This is a genomic window from Tabrizicola sp. T46 (assembly GCF_057219895.1).
The window spans coordinates 449729-470013 of the sequence record NZ_JBXVVV010000001.1 but is presented as its reverse complement, the minus strand read 5'-3'; the positions used below and the strand labels follow the sequence as shown (position 1 = coordinate 470013).

The 20285-nt window shown below is 62.7% G+C and carries 35 protein-coding genes; 29 read left to right on the top strand and 6 right to left on the bottom strand.

The window, feature by feature from the left end; all coding sequences use genetic code 11:
* From fusA to AC2D9V_RS02445, 6 genes are all read left to right on the top strand, one after another.
* Positions 1-2118, top strand: coding sequence for an elongation factor G (fusA, locus tag AC2D9V_RS02470; RefSeq protein ID WP_484712448.1), 2118 nt, complete (start codon positions 1-3; stop codon positions 2116-2118).
* Between the two features lie 83 nt (positions 2119-2201).
* Positions 2202-3377, top strand: a complete 1176-nt coding sequence (gene tuf, locus AC2D9V_RS02465) for an elongation factor Tu (protein ID WP_484712447.1) — start codon at positions 2202-2204, stop codon at positions 3375-3377.
* A 113-nt stretch (positions 3378-3490) separates the two neighbouring features.
* Positions 3491-3799 (top strand): 30S ribosomal protein S10, encoded by a 309-nt coding sequence (gene rpsJ / locus AC2D9V_RS02460; protein ID WP_484712446.1) that lies wholly within the window; start codon positions 3491-3493, stop codon positions 3797-3799.
* 13 nt (positions 3800-3812) lie between these two features.
* Positions 3813-4541: a 50S ribosomal protein L3 gene (rplC, locus tag AC2D9V_RS02455; protein ID WP_484712445.1), complete on the top strand. Its 729-nt coding sequence runs from the start codon at positions 3813-3815 to the stop codon at positions 4539-4541.
* Positions 4538-5158 (top strand): 50S ribosomal protein L4, encoded by a 621-nt coding sequence (rplD, locus tag AC2D9V_RS02450; RefSeq protein WP_484712444.1) that lies wholly within the window; start codon positions 4538-4540, stop codon positions 5156-5158. The genes rplC and rplD overlap by 4 nt, the downstream gene beginning before the upstream one ends.
* Positions 5155-5475 carry a 50S ribosomal protein L23 gene (locus tag AC2D9V_RS02445; protein WP_484712443.1) on the top strand — a complete coding sequence of 107 codons (321 nt, stop codon included), beginning with the start codon at positions 5155-5157 and terminating at the stop codon, positions 5473-5475. Before rplD ends, AC2D9V_RS02445 begins: the two co-directional genes overlap by 4 nt.
* A gap of 74 nt (positions 5476-5549) precedes the next feature.
* Here the strand turns inward: AC2D9V_RS02445 and AC2D9V_RS02440 are convergent, their stop codons facing one another.
* Both AC2D9V_RS02440 and AC2D9V_RS02435 read right to left on the bottom strand, forming a co-directional pair.
* Positions 5550-5834: a type II toxin-antitoxin system RelE/ParE family toxin gene (locus AC2D9V_RS02440; protein WP_484712442.1), complete on the bottom strand. Its 285-nt coding sequence runs from the start codon at positions 5832-5834 to the stop codon at positions 5550-5552.
* Entirely contained in the window at positions 5831-6085 is a 255-nt protein-coding gene (locus tag AC2D9V_RS02435; RefSeq protein ID WP_484712441.1) for a type II toxin-antitoxin system ParD family antitoxin, read from the bottom strand. Before AC2D9V_RS02435 ends, AC2D9V_RS02440 begins: the two co-directional genes overlap by 4 nt.
* 231 nt (positions 6086-6316) lie before the next feature.
* Here AC2D9V_RS02435 and AC2D9V_RS02430 point away from each other — a divergent pair, with 231 nt between their 5' ends.
* The 6 genes from AC2D9V_RS02430 (at position 6317) to rplP (ending at position 9788) form a co-directional block, all read left to right on the top strand.
* Positions 6317-6853, top strand: a complete 537-nt coding sequence (locus AC2D9V_RS02430) for a hypothetical protein (RefSeq protein WP_484712440.1) — start codon at positions 6317-6319, stop codon at positions 6851-6853.
* A gap of 287 nt (positions 6854-7140) precedes the next feature.
* On the top strand, positions 7141-7980 hold the full coding sequence (rplB, locus tag AC2D9V_RS02425) for a 50S ribosomal protein L2 (RefSeq protein ID WP_484712439.1): 840 nt from the start codon (positions 7141-7143) through the stop codon (positions 7978-7980).
* Positions 7981-7983: 3 nt separating this feature from the next.
* The gene (rpsS, locus tag AC2D9V_RS02420; RefSeq protein WP_484712438.1) at positions 7984-8262 is read left to right on the top strand and encodes a 30S ribosomal protein S19; all 279 of its coding nucleotides are present in this window, start codon (positions 7984-7986) and stop codon (positions 8260-8262) included.
* A 3-nt stretch (positions 8263-8265) separates the two neighbouring features.
* Complete coding sequence (gene rplV, locus AC2D9V_RS02415) at positions 8266-8646, top strand: 50S ribosomal protein L22 (RefSeq protein ID WP_484712437.1); 381 nt, start codon at positions 8266-8268, stop codon at positions 8644-8646.
* The gene (rpsC, locus tag AC2D9V_RS02410; RefSeq protein WP_484712436.1) at positions 8646-9362 is read left to right on the top strand and encodes a 30S ribosomal protein S3; all 717 of its coding nucleotides are present in this window, start codon (positions 8646-8648) and stop codon (positions 9360-9362) included. Before rplV ends, rpsC begins: the two co-directional genes overlap by 1 nt.
* 12 nt (positions 9363-9374) lie before the next feature.
* A complete protein-coding gene (gene rplP, locus AC2D9V_RS02405; RefSeq protein ID WP_484712435.1) occupies positions 9375-9788 on the top strand; it encodes a 50S ribosomal protein L16 in 414 nt (137 codons plus the stop codon).
* Between the two features lie 97 nt (positions 9789-9885).
* On the opposite strand, the gene AC2D9V_RS02400 is transcribed toward rplP, so the two are convergent.
* On the bottom strand, positions 9886-10584 hold the full coding sequence (locus tag AC2D9V_RS02400) for a methyltransferase family protein (RefSeq protein WP_484712434.1): 699 nt from the start codon (positions 10582-10584) through the stop codon (positions 9886-9888).
* Positions 10568-11377, bottom strand: coding sequence for a sterol desaturase family protein (locus AC2D9V_RS02395; protein WP_484712433.1), 810 nt, complete (start codon positions 11375-11377; stop codon positions 10568-10570). The genes AC2D9V_RS02400 and AC2D9V_RS02395 overlap by 17 nt, the downstream gene beginning before the upstream one ends.
* 170 nt (positions 11378-11547) lie before the next feature.
* Here AC2D9V_RS02395 and AC2D9V_RS02390 point away from each other — a divergent pair, with 170 nt between their 5' ends.
* A complete protein-coding gene (locus tag AC2D9V_RS02390; RefSeq protein WP_484712432.1) occupies positions 11548-12171 on the top strand; it encodes a TIGR02466 family protein in 624 nt (207 codons plus the stop codon).
* Positions 12172-12332: 161 nt separating this feature from the next.
* Here AC2D9V_RS02390 and AC2D9V_RS02385 read toward each other — a convergent pair whose 3' ends face one another.
* Positions 12333-12449 (bottom strand): type II toxin-antitoxin system ParD family antitoxin, encoded by a 117-nt coding sequence (locus AC2D9V_RS02385; RefSeq protein WP_484712431.1) that lies wholly within the window; start codon positions 12447-12449, stop codon positions 12333-12335.
* Between the two features lie 136 nt (positions 12450-12585).
* On the opposite strand from AC2D9V_RS02385, the gene brnA reads away from it, so the two are divergent.
* From brnA to AC2D9V_RS02315, 14 genes are all read left to right on the top strand, one after another.
* Positions 12586-12699 (top strand): type II toxin-antitoxin system BrnA family antitoxin, encoded by a 114-nt coding sequence (gene brnA / locus AC2D9V_RS02380; RefSeq protein WP_484712430.1) that lies wholly within the window; start codon positions 12586-12588, stop codon positions 12697-12699.
* 80 nt (positions 12700-12779) lie between these two features.
* Complete coding sequence (locus AC2D9V_RS02375; protein WP_484712429.1) at positions 12780-13019, top strand: HTH-like domain-containing protein; 240 nt, start codon at positions 12780-12782, stop codon at positions 13017-13019.
* 164 nt (positions 13020-13183) lie between these two features.
* Positions 13184-13384 (top strand): 50S ribosomal protein L29, encoded by a 201-nt coding sequence (gene rpmC / locus AC2D9V_RS02370; RefSeq protein WP_484394971.1) that lies wholly within the window; start codon positions 13184-13186, stop codon positions 13382-13384.
* Positions 13385-13395: 11 nt separating this feature from the next.
* Entirely contained in the window at positions 13396-13635 is a 240-nt protein-coding gene (rpsQ, locus tag AC2D9V_RS02365; protein WP_374437201.1) for a 30S ribosomal protein S17, read from the top strand.
* A 59-nt stretch (positions 13636-13694) separates the two neighbouring features.
* Positions 13695-14063, top strand: a complete 369-nt coding sequence (gene rplN / locus AC2D9V_RS02360; RefSeq protein WP_023666245.1) for a 50S ribosomal protein L14 — start codon at positions 13695-13697, stop codon at positions 14061-14063.
* Positions 14063-14368 carry a 50S ribosomal protein L24 gene (gene rplX / locus AC2D9V_RS02355; RefSeq protein WP_484712428.1) on the top strand — a complete coding sequence of 102 codons (306 nt, stop codon included), beginning with the start codon at positions 14063-14065 and terminating at the stop codon, positions 14366-14368. The genes rplN and rplX overlap by 1 nt, the downstream gene beginning before the upstream one ends.
* Positions 14368-14928, top strand: coding sequence for a 50S ribosomal protein L5 (rplE, locus tag AC2D9V_RS02350; protein ID WP_484712427.1), 561 nt, complete (start codon positions 14368-14370; stop codon positions 14926-14928). Before rplX ends, rplE begins: the two co-directional genes overlap by 1 nt.
* Positions 14929-14945: 17 nt before the next feature.
* A complete protein-coding gene (rpsN, locus tag AC2D9V_RS02345) occupies positions 14946-15251 on the top strand; it encodes a 30S ribosomal protein S14 (RefSeq protein WP_484712426.1) in 306 nt (101 codons plus the stop codon).
* Between the two features lie 12 nt (positions 15252-15263).
* On the top strand, positions 15264-15662 hold the full coding sequence (rpsH, locus tag AC2D9V_RS02340) for a 30S ribosomal protein S8 (RefSeq protein ID WP_484712425.1): 399 nt from the start codon (positions 15264-15266) through the stop codon (positions 15660-15662).
* A gap of 10 nt (positions 15663-15672) precedes the next feature.
* Entirely contained in the window at positions 15673-16206 is a 534-nt protein-coding gene (rplF, locus tag AC2D9V_RS02335) for a 50S ribosomal protein L6 (RefSeq protein ID WP_484712424.1), read from the top strand.
* Between the two features lie 11 nt (positions 16207-16217).
* Complete coding sequence (gene rplR / locus AC2D9V_RS02330; protein WP_484712423.1) at positions 16218-16577, top strand: 50S ribosomal protein L18; 360 nt, start codon at positions 16218-16220, stop codon at positions 16575-16577.
* Between the two features lie 108 nt (positions 16578-16685).
* The gene (gene rpsE / locus AC2D9V_RS02325) at positions 16686-17258 is read left to right on the top strand and encodes a 30S ribosomal protein S5 (protein WP_484712422.1); all 573 of its coding nucleotides are present in this window, start codon (positions 16686-16688) and stop codon (positions 17256-17258) included.
* Positions 17259-17260: 2 nt separating this feature from the next.
* On the top strand, positions 17261-17473 hold the full coding sequence (gene rpmD, locus AC2D9V_RS02320) for a 50S ribosomal protein L30 (protein ID WP_484712421.1): 213 nt from the start codon (positions 17261-17263) through the stop codon (positions 17471-17473).
* Positions 17474-17906: 433 nt separating this feature from the next.
* Positions 17907-18488, top strand: coding sequence for a DUF2585 family protein (locus AC2D9V_RS02315; protein WP_484712420.1), 582 nt, complete (start codon positions 17907-17909; stop codon positions 18486-18488).
* Positions 18489-18500: 12 nt separating this feature from the next.
* Here the strand turns inward: AC2D9V_RS02315 and AC2D9V_RS02310 are convergent, their stop codons facing one another.
* On the bottom strand, positions 18501-18962 hold the full coding sequence (locus AC2D9V_RS02310) for an MAPEG family protein (RefSeq protein WP_484712419.1): 462 nt from the start codon (positions 18960-18962) through the stop codon (positions 18501-18503).
* Between the two features lie 132 nt (positions 18963-19094).
* Between AC2D9V_RS02310 and AC2D9V_RS02305 the strand changes: the two genes are divergently transcribed.
* On the top strand, positions 19095-19535 hold the full coding sequence (locus tag AC2D9V_RS02305; RefSeq protein ID WP_484712418.1) for a GFA family protein: 441 nt from the start codon (positions 19095-19097) through the stop codon (positions 19533-19535).
* A 230-nt stretch (positions 19536-19765) separates the two neighbouring features.
* Positions 19766-20245, top strand: a complete 480-nt coding sequence (rplO, locus tag AC2D9V_RS02300; protein ID WP_484712417.1) for a 50S ribosomal protein L15 — start codon at positions 19766-19768, stop codon at positions 20243-20245.
* The last annotated feature ends 40 nt before the right edge of the window (positions 20246-20285 follow it).

Below are 20285 nucleotides of genomic sequence, written 5' to 3'. Positions count from 1 at the left end.
ATGGCACGCGAGTATCCGCTGAACCTCTACCGCAACTTCGGGATCATGGCCCACATCGACGCGGGCAAGACCACGACCACCGAACGCATCCTTTACTACACCGGAAAGTCCCACAAGATCGGCGAAGTCCACGACGGCGCCGCGACGATGGACTGGATGGAGCAGGAGCAAGAGCGCGGGATCACCATCACCTCGGCTGCGACGACCACCTTCTGGGAGCGCACCACCGACGGCACCACGATGGAAGGCCCGAAGCACCGCTTCAACATCATCGACACCCCCGGCCACGTGGACTTCACCATCGAGGTGGAACGTTCGCTCGCCGTGCTTGACGGTGCTGTCTGCCTTCTCGATGCCAACGCCGGCGTCGAGCCCCAGACCGAAACCGTGTGGCGTCAGGCTGACCGCTACAAGGTTCCGCGCATCGTGTTCGTCAACAAGATGGACAAGATCGGTGCCGACTTCTTCAAGTGCGTCCAGATGATCAAGGACCGCACCGGCGCGACCCCGGCCCCGATCGCCCTGCCGATCGGCGCCGAGGACAAGCTGGAAGGCATCATCGACCTCGTGACGATGAAGGAATGGGTCTACCAGGGCGAAGACCTGGGCGCGACCTGGGAAATCCGCGACATCCGCGACAGCCTCAAGGCCGAAGCGGAAACCTGGCGCGGCAAGCTGATCGAACTCGCCGTCGAACAGGACGACGAGGCGATGATGGCTTACCTGGAAGGCCAGGAGCCGGATGTCGACACCCTGCGCAAGCTGATCCGCAAGGGCTGCCTGAGCATGGCCTTCGTCCCGGTCACCGCAGGCTCCGCGTTCAAGAACAAGGGCGTCCAGCCGGTCCTGAACTCGGTCATCGACTACCTGCCCTCGCCGCTCGATATCCCGCCCTACCTGGGCTACGCCCCGGGCGACGAGACGGAAACCCGCAACATCGAGCGCAAGCCCGATGACGCCGAGCCCTTCGCGGCGCTGGCGTTCAAGATCATGAACGACCCCTTCGTGGGCTCGCTCACCTTCACCCGCATCTATTCTGGCCAGCTCAAGAAGGGCGACCAGATGCTGAACTCGACCAAGGGCAAGCGCGAGCGTGTCGGTCGGATGATGATGATGCACGCCATCAACCGCGAGGAAATCGACGAAGCCTTCGCGGGCGACATCATCGCGCTGGCGGGCCTGAAGGAAACCACCACCGGGGACACCCTGTGCGATCCGGCCAAGCCGCTGGTTCTTGAAACGATGACTTTCCCGGAACCGGTGATCGAAATCGCCGTGGAACCGAAGTCGAAGGCCGACCAGGAGAAGATGGGCCTCGCGCTCGCTCGCCTCGCCGCCGAAGACCCGTCGTTCCGTGTCGAGACCGACCTGGAATCCGGCCAGACCATCATGAAGGGCATGGGCGAACTTCACCTCGACATCCTCGTCGACCGCATGCGGCGCGAGTTCAAGGTCGAGGCGAACATCGGCGCCCCGCAGGTGGCCTACCGCGAGACCATCTCGAACGCGCACGAGATCGACTACACCCACAAGAAGCAGACCGGCGGTACGGGCCAGTTCGCCCGCGTCAAGCTGCAGATCACCCCGACAGAACCGGGCGAAGGCTATTCCTTCGAGTCGAAGATCGTCGGCGGTGCGGTGCCGAAGGAATACATCCCCGGCGTCGAAAAGGGCATCAAGTCGGTCATGGACTCGGGCCCGCTTGCCGGCTTCCCGGTCATCGACTTCAAGGTGGCGCTGGTTGACGGTGCGTTCCACGACGTCGACTCTTCGGTCCTCGCCTTCGAAATCGCCTCGCGCGCTGCAATGCGCGAAGGTCTGAAGAAGGCCGGCGCGAAGCTTCTTGAACCGATCATGAAGGTCGAAGTCGTCACCCCGGAAGAATACACCGGTGGCGTCATCGGCGACCTGACCTCGCGTCGGGGCATGGTGACCGGGCAGGACAGCCGCGGCAACGCCAACGTGATCAACGCGATGGTGCCGCTGGCCAACATGTTCGGCTACATCAACAACCTGCGGTCGATGACCTCGGGCCGGGCCGTCTTCACGATGCTCTTCGACCACTACGACGCGGTGCCGGAGAACATCAGCCAGGAAATCCAGAAGAAATACGCATGACGGTGCGGCGGGGTGAACCCCGCCCTACCACCCCGTAGGCCGGGCTTCAGACCGGCGCATCTGAACCAATAGGAGAAGCCATCATGGCGAAGGCAAAGTTTGAACGGACGAAACCGCATGTGAACATCGGGACCATTGGTCACGTTGACCATGGCAAGACGACGCTGACGGCGGCGATCACGAAGTATTTCGGCGAATTCCGCGCCTATGACCAGATCGACGGCGCGCCGGAAGAGCGGGCCCGCGGGATCACGATCTCGACCGCGCACGTGGAATACGAGACGGCTGCCCGTCACTACGCCCACGTCGACTGCCCCGGCCACGCCGACTATGTGAAGAACATGATCACCGGTGCCGCGCAGATGGACGGCGCGATCCTGGTCGTGGCCGCCTCGGACGGCCCGATGCCGCAGACGCGCGAGCACATCCTGCTCGGCCGTCAGGTGGGCATCCCCTACATGGTCGTCTACATGAACAAGGTCGACCTGGTGGATGACGAAGAGCTCCTCGAGCTCGTCGAGATGGAAGTCCGCGAGCTTCTGTCGTCCTACGAATACCCCGGCGACGACATCCCGATCATCAAGGGCTCGGCCCACCAGGCGATGATCGGCGAAAGCCCGGAAATCGGCGAAAAGTCGATCCGCGCGCTGATGGACGCGGTGGACAGCTACATCCCGACCCCGGCCCGTGCGGTTGACCAGCCGTTCCTGATGCCGATCGAAGACGTGTTCTCGATCTCGGGCCGCGGCACGGTCGTGACCGGCCGGGTGGAGCGTGGCGTGATCAACGTCGGCGACGAAGTCGAGATCGTCGGCATCCGCGAGACCAAGAAGTCGGTCTGCACCGGTGTCGAGATGTTCCGCAAGCTCCTCGACCGCGGCGAGGCCGGCGACAACGTGGGCGTCCTGCTGCGCGGCATCGACCGTGACGGCGTCGAGCGTGGCCAGGTGCTCTGCAAGCCGAAGTCGGTGAACCCGCACACCAAGTTCGAGGCCGAGGCCTATATCCTGACCAAGGAAGAAGGCGGGCGTCACACCCCGTTCTTCGCGAACTACCGTCCGCAGTTCTACTTCCGCACGACCGACGTGACCGGGACCGTGCAGCTGCCGGAAGGCACCGAGATGGTGATGCCGGGCGACAACCTGAAGTTCGTGGTCGAGCTGATCGCCCCGATCGCGATGGAAGAGAAACTGCGCTTCGCCATCCGCGAAGGCGGCCGCACCGTCGGCGCAGGCGTGGTGTCGAAAATCATCGCCTGAGGCGACTTGAACTCATGACGGGCGGGCTGTAGAAGCCCGCCCTTCCGAACAAACGAAACAGAACCTCTCGGGTGGGGCGATCCTCAGGCCGATGTTCTAAAAGGAAAACGAAGATGCAAGGTCAGACCATCCGCATCCGCCTGAAGGCGTTCGATTACCGCGTGCTGGACGCCAGCACGCTGGAGATCGTCAACACCGCCAAGCGGACCGGCGCCCAGGTGCGCGGGCCGATCCCGCTGCCGAACAAGATCGAGAAGTTCACGGTTCTCCGTGGTCCGCACATCGACAAGAAGTCGCGCGACCAGTGGGAGATCCGCACGCACAAGCGGCTTCTCGACATCGTCGACCCCACCCCGCAGACCGTGGACGCGCTGATGAAGCTCGACCTCGCTGCCGGCGTGGACGTCGAGATCAAAGTGTAAGGAGGGCAGGACCATGCGCTCTGGAGTTATCGCAAAGAAGCTGGGCATGACCCGGCTGTTCCTTGAGGATGGCAAGCAGGTTCCGGTGACGGTTCTGCAGCTTGACAGCCTTCAGGTCGTGGCGCAGCGCACCGCTGACAAGGACGGTTACACCGCCGTCCAGCTGGGTGCAGGCGTTGCCAAGGCCAAGCGGACCACCGCCGCGCAGCGCGGCCACTTCGCGCGTGCGAACGTGGCACCGAAGCGCAAGATCGCGGAATTCCGCGTGACGCCGGATTGCCTGATCGAAGTGGGCGCGGAAATCACCGCCGACCACTACCTTGCGGGCCAGTTCGTCGACGTCGCGGGCACCTCGATCGGCAAGGGCTTTGCCGGCGCGATGAAGCGGCACAACTTCGGCGGCCTCCGCGCCAGCCACGGTGTGTCGGTTTCGCACCGTTCGCACGGCTCGACCGGCCAGTGCCAGGACCCCGGCAAGGTGTTCAAGGGCAAGAAGATGGCAGGCCACCTGGGTTCGGTCCGCGTGACCACGCAGAACCTGCAGGTCGTCCGCACCGATGCCGACCGCGGCCTTATCATGATCAAGGGCGCCGTCCCCGGGTCGAAGGGCGGCTGGGTCACCATCAAGGACGCCGTGAAGAAGCCGGAAGCCAAGGACGCCCCGCGTCCCGCCGCGATCCGCACCGCAGCTGCTGCGGCCGCTCCGGCTGCCGAAGTCGCCGCCGAAGGGGGTGAAGCATGAAACTCGATGTGATCAAGCTGGACGGCAAGAAGGCCGGCTCCATCGACCTGGACGAAGCGCTGTTCGGTCTTGAGCCGCGCGCCGACATCCTGCACCGCGTCGTGCGCTGGCAGCGGGCGAAGGCCCAGGCCGGCACCCATGCGACGCTGGGCAAGTCGGACGTGAGCTATTCGACCAAGAAGATCTACCGCCAGAAGGGCACCGGCGGCGCACGCCACGGGTCCCGCAAGGCACCGATCTTCCGCAAGGGCGGCGTCTACAAGGGCCCGCAGCCGCGCAGCCACGCCCATGACCTGCCGAAGAAGTTCCGCGCCCTCGGGCTGCGGCACGCGCTCTCGGCCAAGGCCAAGGCGGGCGAGCTGGTGATCCTGGACGCGGCGACCCTCGCCGAAGCCAAGACCGCCAACCTCGCCAAGATGAAGTCGGAGCTCGGCTGGAAGCGCGTCCTGATCATCGACGGCGCCTCGGTCGACGCGAACTTCGCCCTGGCCGCCCGCAACCTGGAGGGCGTGGACGTCCTGCCGACCATCGGCGCGAACGTTTATGACATCCTGAAGCGTGACACCCTGGTCATCACCAAGGCCGGTGTCGAAGCCCTGGAGGCTCGCCTGAAATGAGCAAAGCACCGAAAACCGCTGCGGCCATCAAGCCAGAGCACTACGACCTGATCAAGAAGCCGGTCATCACCGAAAAGGCCACCATGGCCTCGGAGGCGGGTGCCGTGGTGTTCCAGGTCGCGATGGACTCGACCAAGCCGCAGATCAAGGAAGCCGTCGAGGCGATCTTTGGCGTGAAGGTGAAGGCGGTGAACACCACCATCACCAAGGGCAAGGCCAAGCGTTTCCGCGGTCGCGCAGGCGAGCGTTCGGACAAGAAGAAGGCCTATGTCATGCTGGAAGACGGTCAGACGATCGACGTGACGACTGGTCTTTGAGCGGGAGTCGGTCTGAAGCCCGACCTACGAATTGCGAAAGCCCCTGCGCCGCGCGGGGGCTTTTGTCTTTGCCGCTAAAGATGCCGGTCGACATCCATGCTCTGGTGCAGCACGCGGATGACCACGATCCCCGGCCCGTCCGGACGAAAGAAGATCAGGTGCCGCCGGACCGGGTACTTCAGGTAGCCATCCCGCACATGGACCTTTCTTCCCGCCATTGCACCACTCGCCAAGGCGATGCAGGCAGCGTGGATGTCATCCACATAGCGGTCGGCCTGATCCATGCCCCAGGTTTCGGCGGTGTAGTCCCAGATCGCACCGATATCCGCGACTGCGGCGGGCGAGAAGGTCAGGGTCACGCGTCTTCCCGGCTGAACCCGGCGCGCTTCGCGGCCTTCAGGCCCTCAAAATCCAGGGCCTGTGGCGGGCCGGAGCGTTCCCCCTCCACCAAGGCCTCGCATAGGGTTCTGACCTTGGCTTCGTGCTCCTCCAGAAGCCGAAGCCCCGCCCGCACGACATCGCTGGCCGAGGAATAGCGGCCGGACTGCACCTGGCCGTCGATGAACTCCACGAAGTGATCGCCAAGCGCGACAGATGTGTTCCGGGGCATGGGGCACCTCCTTGGGGCAGGATATACCAAAGCTTGGTATCCGGCAAAGGCCAATGTCATGCTGGAAGACGGTCAGACGATCGACTTGACGACTGGTTTTTGAGCGGGGTGTCGGGATAAGCCCCGACCTACAAGTATGGAATGCCCCTGCTGGGAGGCTGGGGCTTTTTCGTTGTCGCATCCGACTTAATGATGCAACTTGCAGATGTGGACTGTGGGGGGAAGGCTTAATTGAAGAACTACCTGATTGCAGGGCTGGCCCTCCTAGTTGCAGCGTTGGCATTCGGTATTGAGCCCGTGCAGCGGATCGTAAACGAAACCGCTAACCAAGGCACCTTAAGGGGTGTCGAGAGATGTGTTGTCTACGCGAAAAGCGAGCTTCTTAGCCAAGATGCCATCAAAGCATCATGCGTCCAGACTTTCCATAAGCGACTATACCTTGCGGACTTAGCGACAGGCAAAGCGGGTCCGCGAGTAGATCAGGGGATCGTGAGCTGGGAAGGAAACCTTGAGAACAAAACCGCTGACCACGTAACGACATGGGTGCAGGTCGGCGTCAGTATCTTCGACAAAGATGGTAAGGAACAAAAGGCATTTGCCGAAACACCAATTTGGATCGACCCTATGGGCGATGCGAGTTTCAGGGTTGAGCTTCCTGACCTTAAACCCGAACAACTTGAAGACACTGACTGGTGTGAGCTCGATAACCAAGCGCCGAAGGAGTGCTTCTCATGGGGAGTTACTGACGTGATGGGACTCGCAATCTAGTCTTTGGGGCTTCTTTTTGCCCGAACCCCTTGCCATGAAGCCTGGTGGCAGCTTTTGTCCGTCGTAACCGTCTGCCCCGGTTGGCAACAAAACCCACCTTCCCCCCTTGCCACCCCCACCCCCCTCTGCTACTCCCGCGCCACGCCAGCAGCCCCGGATTCGTCCGGGGCTCTTGGTTTGTTCGTTCCCGATGCAGCCGCAGAAGGAACAAGCACCTAATCGGGGATCTTCGGAGCCCTTCACCGCCGGGTGGTGACACCCGTGCAAGCAAACGGAAGACAGGAAACATGGCACTCAAGTCGTATAAACCGACGACGCCTGGCCAGCGCGGGCTGGTTCTGATCGACCGTTCGGAGCTGTGGAAAGGCCGCCCGGTCAAGCACCTCACCGAGGGTTTGAACCGTTCCGGCGGCCGGAACAACACCGGACGTATCACGATGTGGCACCAGGGCGGGGGCGCGAAGCGTCTTTACCGGGTGGTCGATTTCAAGCGTCGCAAGTATGATATCCCGGCGGTCGTCGAGCGGATCGAGTATGATCCGAACCGCACCGCCTTCATCGCCCTCGTGAAGTACCAGGACGGTGAGCTGGCCTACATCCTCGCGCCGCAGCGCCTCGCCGTCGGCGACAGCGTCATCGCCGGTGCGAAGACCGACGTGAAGCCGGGCAACGCGATGCCGTTCTCGGGTATGCCGATCGGGACGATCGTCCACAACGTCGAGCTGAAGCCCGGCAAGGGCGGCCAGCTCGCGCGTGCGGCGGGAACCTATGCCCAGTTCGTCGGCCGTGACGGGTCCTACGCGCAGATCCGCCTGTCTTCGGGCGAGCTTCGCATGGTCCGTCAGGAATGCATGGCCACCATCGGTGCCGTGTCGAACCCCGACAACTCGAACCAGAACTTTGGTAAAGCCGGCCGCATGCGGCACAAGGGCATCCGCCCGACGGTCCGCGGCGTCGCGATGAACCCGATCGACCACCCGCATGGCGGTGGTGAAGGCCGCACCTCCGGTGGCCGTCACCCGGTCACCCCGTGGGGCAAGGGCACCAAGGGCAACAAGACGCGCAAGCCGAAGGCTTCTGACAGCCTGATCGTCCGCTCGCGCCACGCCAAGAAGAAAGGGCGTTAATCCATGGCACGTTCCATCTGGAAAGGCCCGTTCGTCGACGGCTACCTTCTGAAGAAGGCCGAGAAGGCGAAGGCATCGGGCAAGGCGGAGGTGATCAAGATCTGGTCGCGCCGCTCCACCATCCTGCCGCAGTTCGTTGGTCTGACCTTCGGGGTCTACAACGGCAAGAAGCACATCCCGGTTTCCGTGACCGAGGAAATGATCGGCCAGAAGTTCGGTGAATACTCGCCGACGCGGACCTACTACGGTCACGCCGCCGACAAGAAAGCGAAGAGGAAGTAAGCCATGGCAACGGAAAAGAACCCGCGCCGCGTGGCGGACAACGAAGCGATGGCGATCCTGCGGATGCTCCGCACCTCGCCGCAGAAGCTGAACCTCGTCGCCGGCATGATCCGGGGCAAGAAGGTGGACAAGGCGCTGGCCGACCTCACCTTCTCCAAGCGCCGCATCGCGGGTGACGTGAAGAAGTGCCTGCAGTCGGCGATCGCCAATGCGGAAAACAACCACAATCTCGACGTGGACAGCCTGATCGTGGCGGAAGCCTGGGTCGGCAAGAACCTGGTGATGAAGCGCGGTCGTCCGCGTGCCCGTGGCCGGTTCGGCAAGATCATGAAGCCGTTCTCTGAAATCACGATCAAGGTCCGTCAAGCCGGGGAGTCCGCATAATGGGTCAGAAGGTCAATCCGATCGGTATGCGCCTCCAGGTCAACCGCACCTGGGACAGCCGCTGGTTCGCTGAATCGAAGGACTACGGCAATCTTCTTCTGGAAGACCTCCGCATGCGCGAGTTCATCCATGAAGAGCTGAAGGCCGCTGGGATCTCGAAAGTCATCATCGAGCGTCCGCACAAGAAGTGCCGTGTGACCATCCACACTGCACGTCCGGGCGTCATCATCGGCAAGAAGGGCGCGGACATCGAGACGCTTCGCAAGAAGCTGACCGTGTTCACCAAGTCCGAACTGCACCTGAACATCGTCGAGGTCCGCAAGCCAGAGCTTGACGCCCAGCTGGTGGCCGAGTCGATCGCCCAGCAGATGGAGCGTCGCGTCTCCTTCCGTCGCGCGATGAAGCGTGGCGTGCAGAACGCGATGCGGATGGGCGCGCTTGGCATCCGGGTCAACGTCTCGGGCCGCCTTGGCGGGGCCGAGATCGCCCGGACCGAATGGTACCGCGAAGGCCGCGTGCCGCTGCACACGCTGCGCGCCGACATCGACTATGCGCTGAGCGAAGCCGAGACCCCCTACGGGATCATTGGCGTGAAGGTCTGGATCTTCAAGGGCGAGATCCTTGAGCATGATCCCCAGGCCCATGACCGTCGTCTTGCCGAAGCGGCTGACGGCCCGGCCCCCCGTGGTCCGCGCCGCGACCGCGAACGCGCGTAAGGAGTGAATTAGATGCTGCAACCAAAGCGCACGAAATTCCGCAAGATGCACAAGGGCCGCATCCATGGCGAAGCCAAGGGTGGGTTCCTGATCAACTTCGGTTCCTTCGCCCTCAAGGCGACCGAGCCCGAGCGCGTCACCGCGCGGCAGATCGAAGCGGCCCGCCGCGCGATCACCCGCCACATGAAGCGTCAGGGCCGGGTCTGGATCCGGATTTTCCCGGACGTCCCGGTGTCGGCAAAGCCTGTCGAAGTCCGCATGGGCTCGGGCAAGGGCTCGACCGACTACTGGGCGGCCAAGGTCAAGCCCGGCCGGATCATGTTCGAGATCGACGGCGTGAACGAGGAAACCGCGCGCGAGGCCCTGCGCCTTGGCGCGATGAAGCTTCCGGTCACCACGCGGATCGTCGCGAAGGAAGACTGGTAAGGTTCGGTGCGCAGTAGCGCACCCTGCGAAAAAGGCCCCCGTCGGAAACGACGGGGGCCTTTCTTGTCGGGGGTTGCGCCGAACGGATGCCGCGCCGTTACTGGTGTGCGGTTGCAGGCTTGCTGACGCTGGCTTCGAGGAAGGAAAGCCGCAGCCCGGGGATCAGCATCGGCACGCGGCGCGCATAGTCTTCGTACTCGGGGAAGGTCTTGCGCAGGATGGATTCCTCGTATTGTGCGCGGCGGATCTGCAGCAGCAGCCAGACGAGGCCAACCCCGAATGCCATGACGGTCCCGTGCGACAGGACCACCCCGAGGATCATCACGACCTCGGCCGCGTAGAGCGGGTGGCGCACATAGGCGTAGCTGCCGGCCGTCTTGAGTTCGCGGGCGGAGGCGACCATCGAGAAGGACCGGCCAAGATGGCTGAGGCACCACGCCGACAGCAGCGTTCCGACGATGATGGTGACCGAGGAAATGACGGTCATCACCGGCCCGATCGGATCCGGCGGAAGCAGAACCAGAAGCATCATCGCAAAGGTGCCGGCGATTGCGACGATCCGGGGCATCAGACCATGAGCTGCGTCCCGCGCCGGCAGCCGGATGGCGGTGAACCACACGATCAGCGCCACGAACACGAAGCTTGCCACTTGCGAGGCGAAGGTGAGGTACCAGAGGCTGAACTTGTCGGCATGTTCGAACAGGAGATAGAAGTAACCGATCTTCTTGGCGATGAAGTAGCCGAAGATCATCAGCATCAGGAATTGGCCAATGCGATCCTCAAGCGTCCTGTTCACGGGGTGTCCTTTCATGAGCTGGGGGCAGGGGGCGGGCCACGCGACCGGTCCTGCGGAAGGGATGGAGGAGCTGCTGGTGATACCAGCGCGGCATGGGTTCGTTGATGCCATAGCGGGCCGGGCGCCGGCTGGGCAGGAAAAGAGTGCCGGCGATCAGGTCGATCACCGACAGTTGCGAGGCGAAGTTCCGGTCATAGGCTTCGGGTTCGTTGGCATGATGCCAGTGATGGTATTCGGGTGAAGCGATCAGCCATTTCAGCGGGCCGAACCGGATCCGGGTGTTGGCGTGGAGGAGAAGGGCCTGCACCTGGTAGATGAGGCTGAAGATCAACACCGCCTCAAGCGTGAAGCCGAGGAAATAGAGCGGCAGCAGCGAGAAGCAGTGCGTGAAGATCATGTCGAACGGATGGACACGATGCGCGGCAAGCCAGTCCATTTCCTCGATGCTGTGGTGGACGGCGTGGAATTTCCAGAGGAACGGCACCGCATGGCTGAGCCGGTGCGCCGTGTAGTAGCCGATGTCGGCAATCACGATGCAGCCGATCACCTGGGCCCAGAGCGGCCAGTCCGACACCCAGGAGGTGGGAGCTGCACCGAAGACGACCTTGTAGAGATACATCGACAGGCCGGCGATGAAGGTTATCCCGATGCGGATGAAGAACCCGTTGAAGAGCACGTAGATCACGTCATTCAGCCAGTCACGCCGCAGCGTGCCCTGCTCGGGGTAAAGCGCCGTCAGCCGCTCCAGCGGAATGAAGATGCAGGCCAGAATGAAAATCGCCGTGTAGTCCATCCGCCGCCTGCCCGATTGCGCCCTGCGTGGGTTTCGTTGTCGACGATGGCATAAATAAGGAAGAAGGATGCCCAGTATTGGAAAGGATAGGGAAACAGCCGGACACGGGCCTTTGCAAGTGGGGCCGGCTGGGCTAACCCGACCTTACATCCGAAGGAAGGATCGCGCCGGTGCCCGACATCACCTCTCTTTTCGTCACCCGCCTCTACCGCGCCAAGCTGAACGAACTTGCGAAGAAGAAGGTCGATTACGACGAATTGCGACAGACCTGCGAGATGGTGGCCGAGGATGACGAGGCCGGGCAGGAGTGGTGCGAGGCGAACGGCTATCCGGGCTATACCTCTTACGCCTCGCTGAACGATCTGCCCTGGCGGATGCCGATCTTCGGCGCGCTGGAAAAGGCGCTCGACGCCCATGTCGCGGCCTTCTGCAAGGACCTCGGGTTCGACCTGGGCGACAGGAAGCTCAGGTGCAATTCCCTCTGGATCAACATCCTGCCCGAAGGCGGCACCCATGCCAGCCACATCCACCCGCATTCGGTGATCTCGGGCACGACCTATGTCGCGATGCCGGAGGGGACGAGCGTGCTGAAACTGGAGGACCCGCGCCTGGCGATGATGATGCTGGCCCCCGTCCCCCTGAAATCCGCGCCACAGGAGCTGCAGCGGTTTGTCTATGTGAAACCCTCGGTCGGCGAGGTCCTCCTGTGGGAAAGCTGGCTGCGCCACGAGGTGCCGATGAACATGTCCGAGGAGGAACGGATCTCGGTCAGCTTCAACTATGGGTGGGAGTGAGTAGGGCATCGTAGGGTTCGCTACAGCGCACCCTACGGATGTCACCGGAATGCGCGAGGCTCGAACTCTCGTGGGTCGAACTCGACATATTCACCCCGTTCAGCCGCGGCGATTGCCTCTTCCAATTCGCCTTTGAGGACAAAGAACGCCGCGCGATCACCTTACATCAACTCTCGCATCCCCGCGCGAACAACCTCGGACAGGTTGGCATAAGCCCCGGATTCAATCTGCGCCTGGGCGTATTCCTGCATTTGCTTGGTGAGGTGAACCTTCGGCATCGGCGGCCCTCCATTTGGCAAATCGTAGCAGTTACTGACATATCCGGGCAAGGATGGCGTAGGGTGCGCTACAGCGCACCGTCCGCTGGTGCGCTGTAGCGCACCTTACGTTGTCGCGGTATGCTGGGCGCGCCGGATGAACGTGGACTTCCCGGCCTGGATGGTGCGCGACCTTGACCGCGAGGCCGCACGGCTGGGCGTCACGCGGCAGTCGCTGATCAAAATGTGGATTGCGGAGAAGTTGGGGTGAGGCGCGCTTCTGTGCTTAAAGCATATTGCTTTTAGCTAAAAGCTTTCATATTGTCCTCTGGACAGGCTCAGGAGGCTCAAATGCTGGACACCAATATCATTCACCGCATCAAGACCGCTCTCGATCAATCGCCACGCAACGGATACGTTGCCGAATTTCATCTTCAAGTGATCAAGTACTCGGATAACCTGGAGGACGTTACAGGCAAGGAATTCTGCGCTGCCCTTGGCATCGGCGTGTCTTTCGGAACCGAATTCGCTAAGATGAAGAAAATCGCTGATCGCTTGAAGCGGGCCGGGCTGGATGTAAACCTCATCTAGTCACCCCCCCCAACTTCCCCCTTGCCCCCCGGCGCCTTCCCCCCTATACGGGCGCATCCGCGATTCCGGGGTGACTCGGAGTCGGCGGTTTGTCATTGATCCGCCAGGGCATCGGTGACCCTCCCGTAGGGGCCGACTGGCGATTGTGAAAAGGAAAGACCGGCATGAAAGCCGATGAACTGCGTTCGAAGACGCCGGACCAGCTGCGCGACAGCCTGGTTCAGCTGAAGAAGGAAGCCTTCAACCTGCGCTTCCAGCAAGCGACCAACCAGCTTGAGAACACCGCCCGCATGCGTGCCGTCCGCCGCGACGTTGCCCGCATCAAGACCGTTCTCGGCCAAAAAGCCGCTGAAGCTGCGAAGTAAGGGGAAAACCAATGCCGAAACGCATCCTGCAAGGCGTCGTCACCTCGGACAAGAACGAGCAGACGATCACCGTTCTCGTGGAACGTCGCTTCAAGCACCCGCTGCTGCAGAAGACCGTCCGCAAGTCGAAGAAATACCGCGCCCATGACGCGGAGAACAAGTTCAAGGTCGGCGACGTGGTCCGCATCGAGGAATGCGCCCCGATCTCGAAAACGAAACGCTGGACCGTGGTGACCGAAGCTTCGGCTTAAGTCCCTGCGGTCTTCTACGAAACCCCAGGGCAGTGCCCTGAAGGTCGGGAGACTTTCAAATGATCCAGATGCAGACGAATCTGGATGTCGCTGACAACTCCGGCGCGCGCCGGGTGCAGTGCATCAAGGTTCTTGGCGGCTCGCACCGCCGTTATGCTTCCGTGGGCGACATCATCGTGGTGTCGGTCAAGGAGGCGATTCCGAAGGGCCGCGTGAAGAAGGGGGACGTCCGCAAGGCCGTCGTCGTCCGCACCGCCAAGGAAGTCCGCCGTGAAGACGGCACCTCGATCCGCTTCGACCGCAACGCCGCCGTCATCCTGAACAACCAGGGCGAACCGGTCGGCACCCGTATCTTCGGGCCGGTCGTGCGCGAGCTGCGTGCCAAGAACTTCATGAAGATCATCTCGCTGGCTCCGGAGGTGCTCTGATGGCTGCCAAGCTCAAGAAGGGTGACACGGTCGTCGTGCTCACCGGCAAGGACAAGGGCAAGACCGGCGCGATCAGCGCGGTGATGCCGTCCGAGAACAAGGCCATCGTCGACGGCGTGAACGTCGCGATCCGGCACACCAAGCAGTCCGCGGCCTCGCAGGGCGGCCGTCTGCCGAAGGCGATGCCGATCGATCTGTCGAACCTCGCCATCGTGGACAAGAACGGCAAACCGACCCGCGTCGGCTTCCGCATGGAAGGCGACAAGAAGGTCCGTTTCGCCAAGACCACCGGGGAGGTGCTGTGATGCTTGATGCAGCGAAATACACACCCCGCCTGAAGGCCGTCTACACCGGCACGATCCGTGCGGCGATGAAGTCGGAGTTCGGCTACAAGAACGACATGCAGATCCCCAGGCTGGACAAGATCGTCCTGAACATGGGTGTCGGCGAAGCGGTCAAGGACACCAAGAAGGTGAAGCAGGCCGCCGAGGAACTTGGCCAGATCGCCGGTCAGAAGGCCGTCATCACCAAGGCCAAGAAGTCGATCGCCGGCTTCCGCGTCCGTGAGGAAATGCCCTTGGGCTGCAAGGTCACCCTGCGTGGCGACCGGATGTACGAATTCCTCGACCGGCTCATCAACGTGGCTCTGCCGCGCGTCCGCGACTTCCGCGGCGTGAAGGGCAACAGCTTCGATGGTCGCGGCAACTATGCCATGGGCCTGAAAGAGCACATCGTGTTCCCCGAGATCAACTTCGACAAGGTCGACGAGGTTCTGGGGATGGACATCATCATCTGCACCACCGCGAAAACCGACGCGGAAGCCAAGGCGCTGTTGAAGCATTTCAACATGCCCTTCACGTCGTAAGCGCGAGGAAACCGAAAATGGCAAAGAAATCCATGGTGAACCGCGAAGTGAAGCGCGCCAAGCTGGTGAAGCAGCACGCTTCCAAGCGCGCCGCGCTGAAGGCGGTGATCAACGACCAGTCGAAGCCGGTGGAAGAGCGCTTCAAGGCGACCCTGAAACTGGCCGAGATGCCCCGCAACTCGTCTGCCGTGCGGATCCACAACCGCTGCCAGCTGACGGGCCGTCCGCATGCGTATTACCGCAAGCTCAAACTTTCCCGCATCATGCTGCGTGACCTGGCCTCGTTCGGCCAGATCCCGGGCATGGTCAAGTCCAGCTGGTAAGGGAGGGATCAGATGTCCATGAACGATCCTATCGGCGATATGCTGACCCGTATCCGCAACGCCCAGATGCGCGGCAAGTCCACCGTGACGACCCCCGCCTCGACGCTGCGCGCCCGTGTCCTGGAAGTGCTCCTGTCGGAAGGCTACATCCGTGGCTTCGAGAAGTCGGACACTGCCAACAAGCAGGGCGAATTCACCATCAGCCTGAAGTACTACGAAGGCGAGCCCGTGATCCGCGAACTCAAGCGCGTCTCGAAGCCCGGCCGTCGTGTGTACATGGGTGTGAGCGAGCTTCCCTCGGTCCGCAACGGCCTTGGCGTCGCCATCGTCTCGACCCCCAAGGGCGTTCTTTCGGATGCAAATGCACGTGCTGCCAACGTCGGCGGCGAAGTGCTTTGCACCGTGTTCTGAGGAGGGTGGAATGTCCCGTATCGGCAAGAAACCCGTCACGCTGGTGAAAGGCACCTCTGCCTCGATCAGCGGCCAGACCATCGAGGTGAAGGGCCCGAAAGGCACCCGCAAGTTCACCGCCGGTGACGACGTCACCATAACCATCGAAGGCGATACCGTGAAGGTGACCCCGCGGGGTCTCTCGAAGCGCGCGCGCCAGCAGTGGGGGATGACCCGCTCCATGATCGAGAACCTGGTCACCGGCGTGACTACCGGGTTCAAGAAGGAGATGGAAATCCAGGGCGTCGGTTACCGCGCCGCGATGGCCGGCAACGTGCTGAAACTGTCGCTCGGCTACAGCCACGAAGTGAACTTCGACGTGCCGAAGGGGGTGACCATCACCTCCCCGAAGCAGACCGAGATCATCGTGGAAGGGATCGACCAGCAGCAGGTCGGCCAGGTCGCAGCGAACATCCGCGAATGGCGCGCGCCCGAGCCCTACAAGGGCAAGGGCATCCGCTACAAGGATGAGTACATCTTCCGCAAGGAAGGCAAGAAGAAGTAAGGGTGGCGAAAATGGCTTTGAACAAGAGAGAGCTGTTCCTCAAGCGCCGCCTGCGCGTCCGGAACAAGATCAAGGCGACCTCGCATGGTCGTCTGCGCCTGTCGGTGCACCGTTCGTCGAAGAACATCAGCGTCCAGCTGATCGACGACGTGAAGGGTGTGACCGTCGCGGCGGCCTCCTCGCTCGAGAAGGAACTCGGCGTGGTCGGCAAGAACAACATCGAGGCTTCCGCGAAAGTGGGCGCCGCGATTGCGGAACGGGCGAAGAAGGCCGGGATCGAAGAGTGCTACTTCGACCGCGGCGGCTTCCTCTTCCACGGCAAGATCAAGGCGCTTGCCGATGCAGCCCGCGAAGGCGGTCTGAAATTCTGATCCAGGCGGGCGGTGGCAACACCGCCCCGATGATCCGGGTCCCCGCCCGCCGGGGACACCAGGATTGGCTTCAACGGCGCGATGTCGCCACCACGAAGGAATTGCCGCATGGCAGAACGTGAGAACCGCCGGGAGCGTCGTGACGACCGTCGCGACAATCGCCCGGAAGAAACCCCGGAATTCGCCGACCGTCTGGTCGCGATCAACCGCGTCTCGAAAACCGTCAAGGGTGGCAAGCGCTTCGGCTTTGCAGCACTCGTCGTCGTCGGTGACCAGCGCGGTCGCGTCGGCTTTGGCAAGGGCAAGGCCAAGGAAGTGCCGGAAGCGATCCGCAAGGCGACCGAACAGGCCAAGCGCAGCATGATCCGCGTGCCGCTGAAGGACAGCCGGACGCTGCACCACGACATGGAAGGCCGTCATGGTGCGGGCAAGGTCGTGATGCGGACCGCCGTCGCGGGTACCGGCATCATCGCGGGCGGCCCGATGCGCGCCGTCTTCGAGATGCTGGGCGTCCAGGACGTCGTTGCCAAGTCGATCGGCAGCCAGAACCCCTACAACATGATCCGCGCGACGATCGACGGCCTCAAGGCCGAAACCTCGCCCCGTGCGGTCGCCTCGCGTCGTGGCAAGAAGGTCGCCGAGATCCTTCGCAAGCCCGAAGCCGAAACCGTGGAGGCCTGATCATGGCTGCCAAGAAAACCGATGCGGCGAAGAAGACCATCGTCGTCAAGCAGATCCGTTCGGCAGCCCGCCGTCCGGCCGTGCAGACCGCGACGCTGAAGGGCCTGGGCCTGAACAAGCTGAACCGCACCCGCGAGCTGGAGGATACCCCTTCCGTCCGCGGCATGGTGAACTCGATCAGCCACCTGGTCGTGATCGTCGAAGAGCGCGGCTAAGGCCGGCTCGGGCGTTCGCGCCCCGCGAAGGTTCAAACGCCCCGCCGGTGCCGGCGGGGCGTTTTCGTCTGGGGCTGCCGTGACGGTTCAGGGCCGCCCGCCCCGGCGGACCGCGGTTACTTGTCGCGGTTTTCCTTCAGACGACCGTCGTTCTTCGGGTCCTTCACCTGGCCCTGTCCGGACCGGCCTTGATTGCTCGCCATGATGCACTCCTCATGATGGCTGCCGGATCGTCCGGCGGGTTTGAGACATCAAAACCTTCAACTGGCCCTGAGGTTCCACGGCGGCGGTACCGTACTGCCGGACCCTCTGGCCGGATGGCTTGCGCGGTCAGGCCCGCCGGACGGACGGCGGTCGGACGGAGCACGGGGATTGCCGCCTGCCACCCTGATGGTTAACGTCACGCCAGGCAGGTGCCCCGGAGGCACGCAGTATGGTACGAGTTCTTTATCCAGCGCTGCTTCTTGGCGGCATCGTGATCGGGGTCACGCTCTGGGCCTGGGGGCAGCCGCTGGTCAGCCGGTCAGGCGAGATCCGGCTTTGGGTGAACTCGATCTGGTCGGCCGAGAATTCGCAGCAGATCGCCGACTGGTACTCCCTGTCCCATGCGATCCTCGGGATGCTGATCGGCCTGATCGGACGGGCGCTTTCCCCCCGGGTGCCGCAAACGGCGTTTCTGACCCTTGTGCTGGTCATCGGCGTTGGGTGGGAGATCATCGAGCACACCGACATGGTGCTGGACCGCTTTCGCGGGCAGACGATCTACCAGGGCTATGTCGGCGACACGGTGCTGAACGCGGTCATGGACTATGTCTTCATGCTGGCCGGCTATTTCCTTGTGCTGGCGCTGCCGTTCCGCTGGGGGCTTGTCCTGATGCTGGGGATGGAGATCCTGTCGGCCGTCGTGGCACGCGACAGCCTGATCCTGACGACGATCCGCGTCATCCATCCGATCCCGGCGATTGCCGCGTGGCAGGACGCGACAAACCCGGTGACGCATCCGCCGGGGCAGTGATCGCGGCGGAAGTCAGATCACAGCGACCAGCGCATAGACCGCCATCACGATCACGATCAGCGACCCAAGGGTATAGAACGTCGCCCGGACTTCGTGTGACTGTGCCGTGGCATAGGCAACGGCATGGGCCGCACGGGCCGCAACGAACCCGTACATGAGCACCTGTGACAGCCAGAGGGGAGGAGCGACCGCCACAAGAAGCAGACCTGCCGCCCAGAAGGCCGGGATGTTTTCAAGATCGTTCCGGTGCATCCGGCGGGAACGGTCGACGTAGTCGTTGACCTCCAGTTGCCTTGGGTCCGGAGCCTTGTTGATCAGACCGGGCCTAAGATCCTCGGGCGCAGCATAGCCGCCGCCGACCTTCATCATCCGGTAGACTGTCATCCAGCCCTGACCCATCACCTTCAGCACCGTGAGTGCCGTGGCGATCATCCAGGTGACGAAAACCGGATTGCCCGTGTGAAACTCGCCCATCGATGCCTCCCCAAGGCCATCAAGACCTGCTGCAAAACTTAGCGCAGCGCAGAACCGCGGTGCTAGACTTTTTGCGTGCGACTCAGGACCGGCCCGATAACGGGCTGGCTGAAGCTCAGGGAGGACTGATCCATGACCACCCATTACGCTGGTGGCTGCCAGCATGTTCACGTCACCGCCACCGCCGAGCCCATCGACAACCACGAATGCCACTGCAACGTCTGCAAGTCGGTGACCGGCCAGCACACGACCCATGTCGTATTCTTCAACCATGGCGACATGCAGGTCGATCATCCAGAGAAGATCAAGCGGGTGCCATTCAACAAGGACAATCCGAACGGTCCTGTCGAGATCTGCCTTTGTACCGATTGCGGTGCGGTCCTGTTGCTGGACGACAAACAGGGCCGGATCCGTGTGGCCGTGCCGAATATCATGGGCTACGACGACGCGACATTTCCCAAGGCGACCTACCATGCCTTCTGGGACGAGACGAAGGGCTATCCTGCCCCGCAGGACGGACGCCCGGTCTACTCTGGCCTTCAGCCCGGTTTTGTCTGGCCAGAGCCGTCCTGACGCCCGGCTCCGACCTTGGGGGGCAGAGGTTAAGGCCACCCTAATGCGATCCGGTAACACTCGGAAATAATTGGGTTGTATCGGATTGACCACTGTGGTCAGCCTTTTCCTTGCTTTCCGGGATTGCCTCGTGTATCGCCCCCCGGTGGCCGATCCTGGCCACGAGAATCAAGAAAAGCCGTGGTCGTCCCGTTTTCGCTTCGGGGGCGTATCCGGCAAGGAGAAGCGACATGAAACTGCATGAACTCGCCGACAACGCCGGCGCAGCCAAGAAGAAAAAGCGCGTTGCGCGCGGCCCGGGCTCGGGCAAGGGCAAGACCGCCGGCCGCGGCATCAAGGGCCAGACCTCCCGTTCGGGCGTGGCGCTGGGTGGCTACGAAGGCGGCCAGATGCCGCTGTACCGTCGCCTGCCGAAGCGGGGCTTCAACAAGCCCAACCGGCTGGAATTCGCCGTGGTGAACCTCGGCCTGATCGAGAAGTTCATCGCCGCCGGCAAGCTGGACGCCAAGTCCGAGATCACCGAGGACGCGCTGGTCGCGGCCGGCCTGACCTCGAACAAGCGTGACGGCATCCGCGTGCTGGCGAAGGGCGAGATCAAGACCAAGGTCAACCTGACCGTCACCGGCGCCTCGGCCTCGGCCGTGGAAGCGGTGGAAAAGGCGGGCGGCAAGATCACGCTTCTGGCACCGGTCGCGGCTGCGGCCGAGTAAGGACGCCGAAAGGCATTGTGAGCGGCCGCAAGGTCGCTTA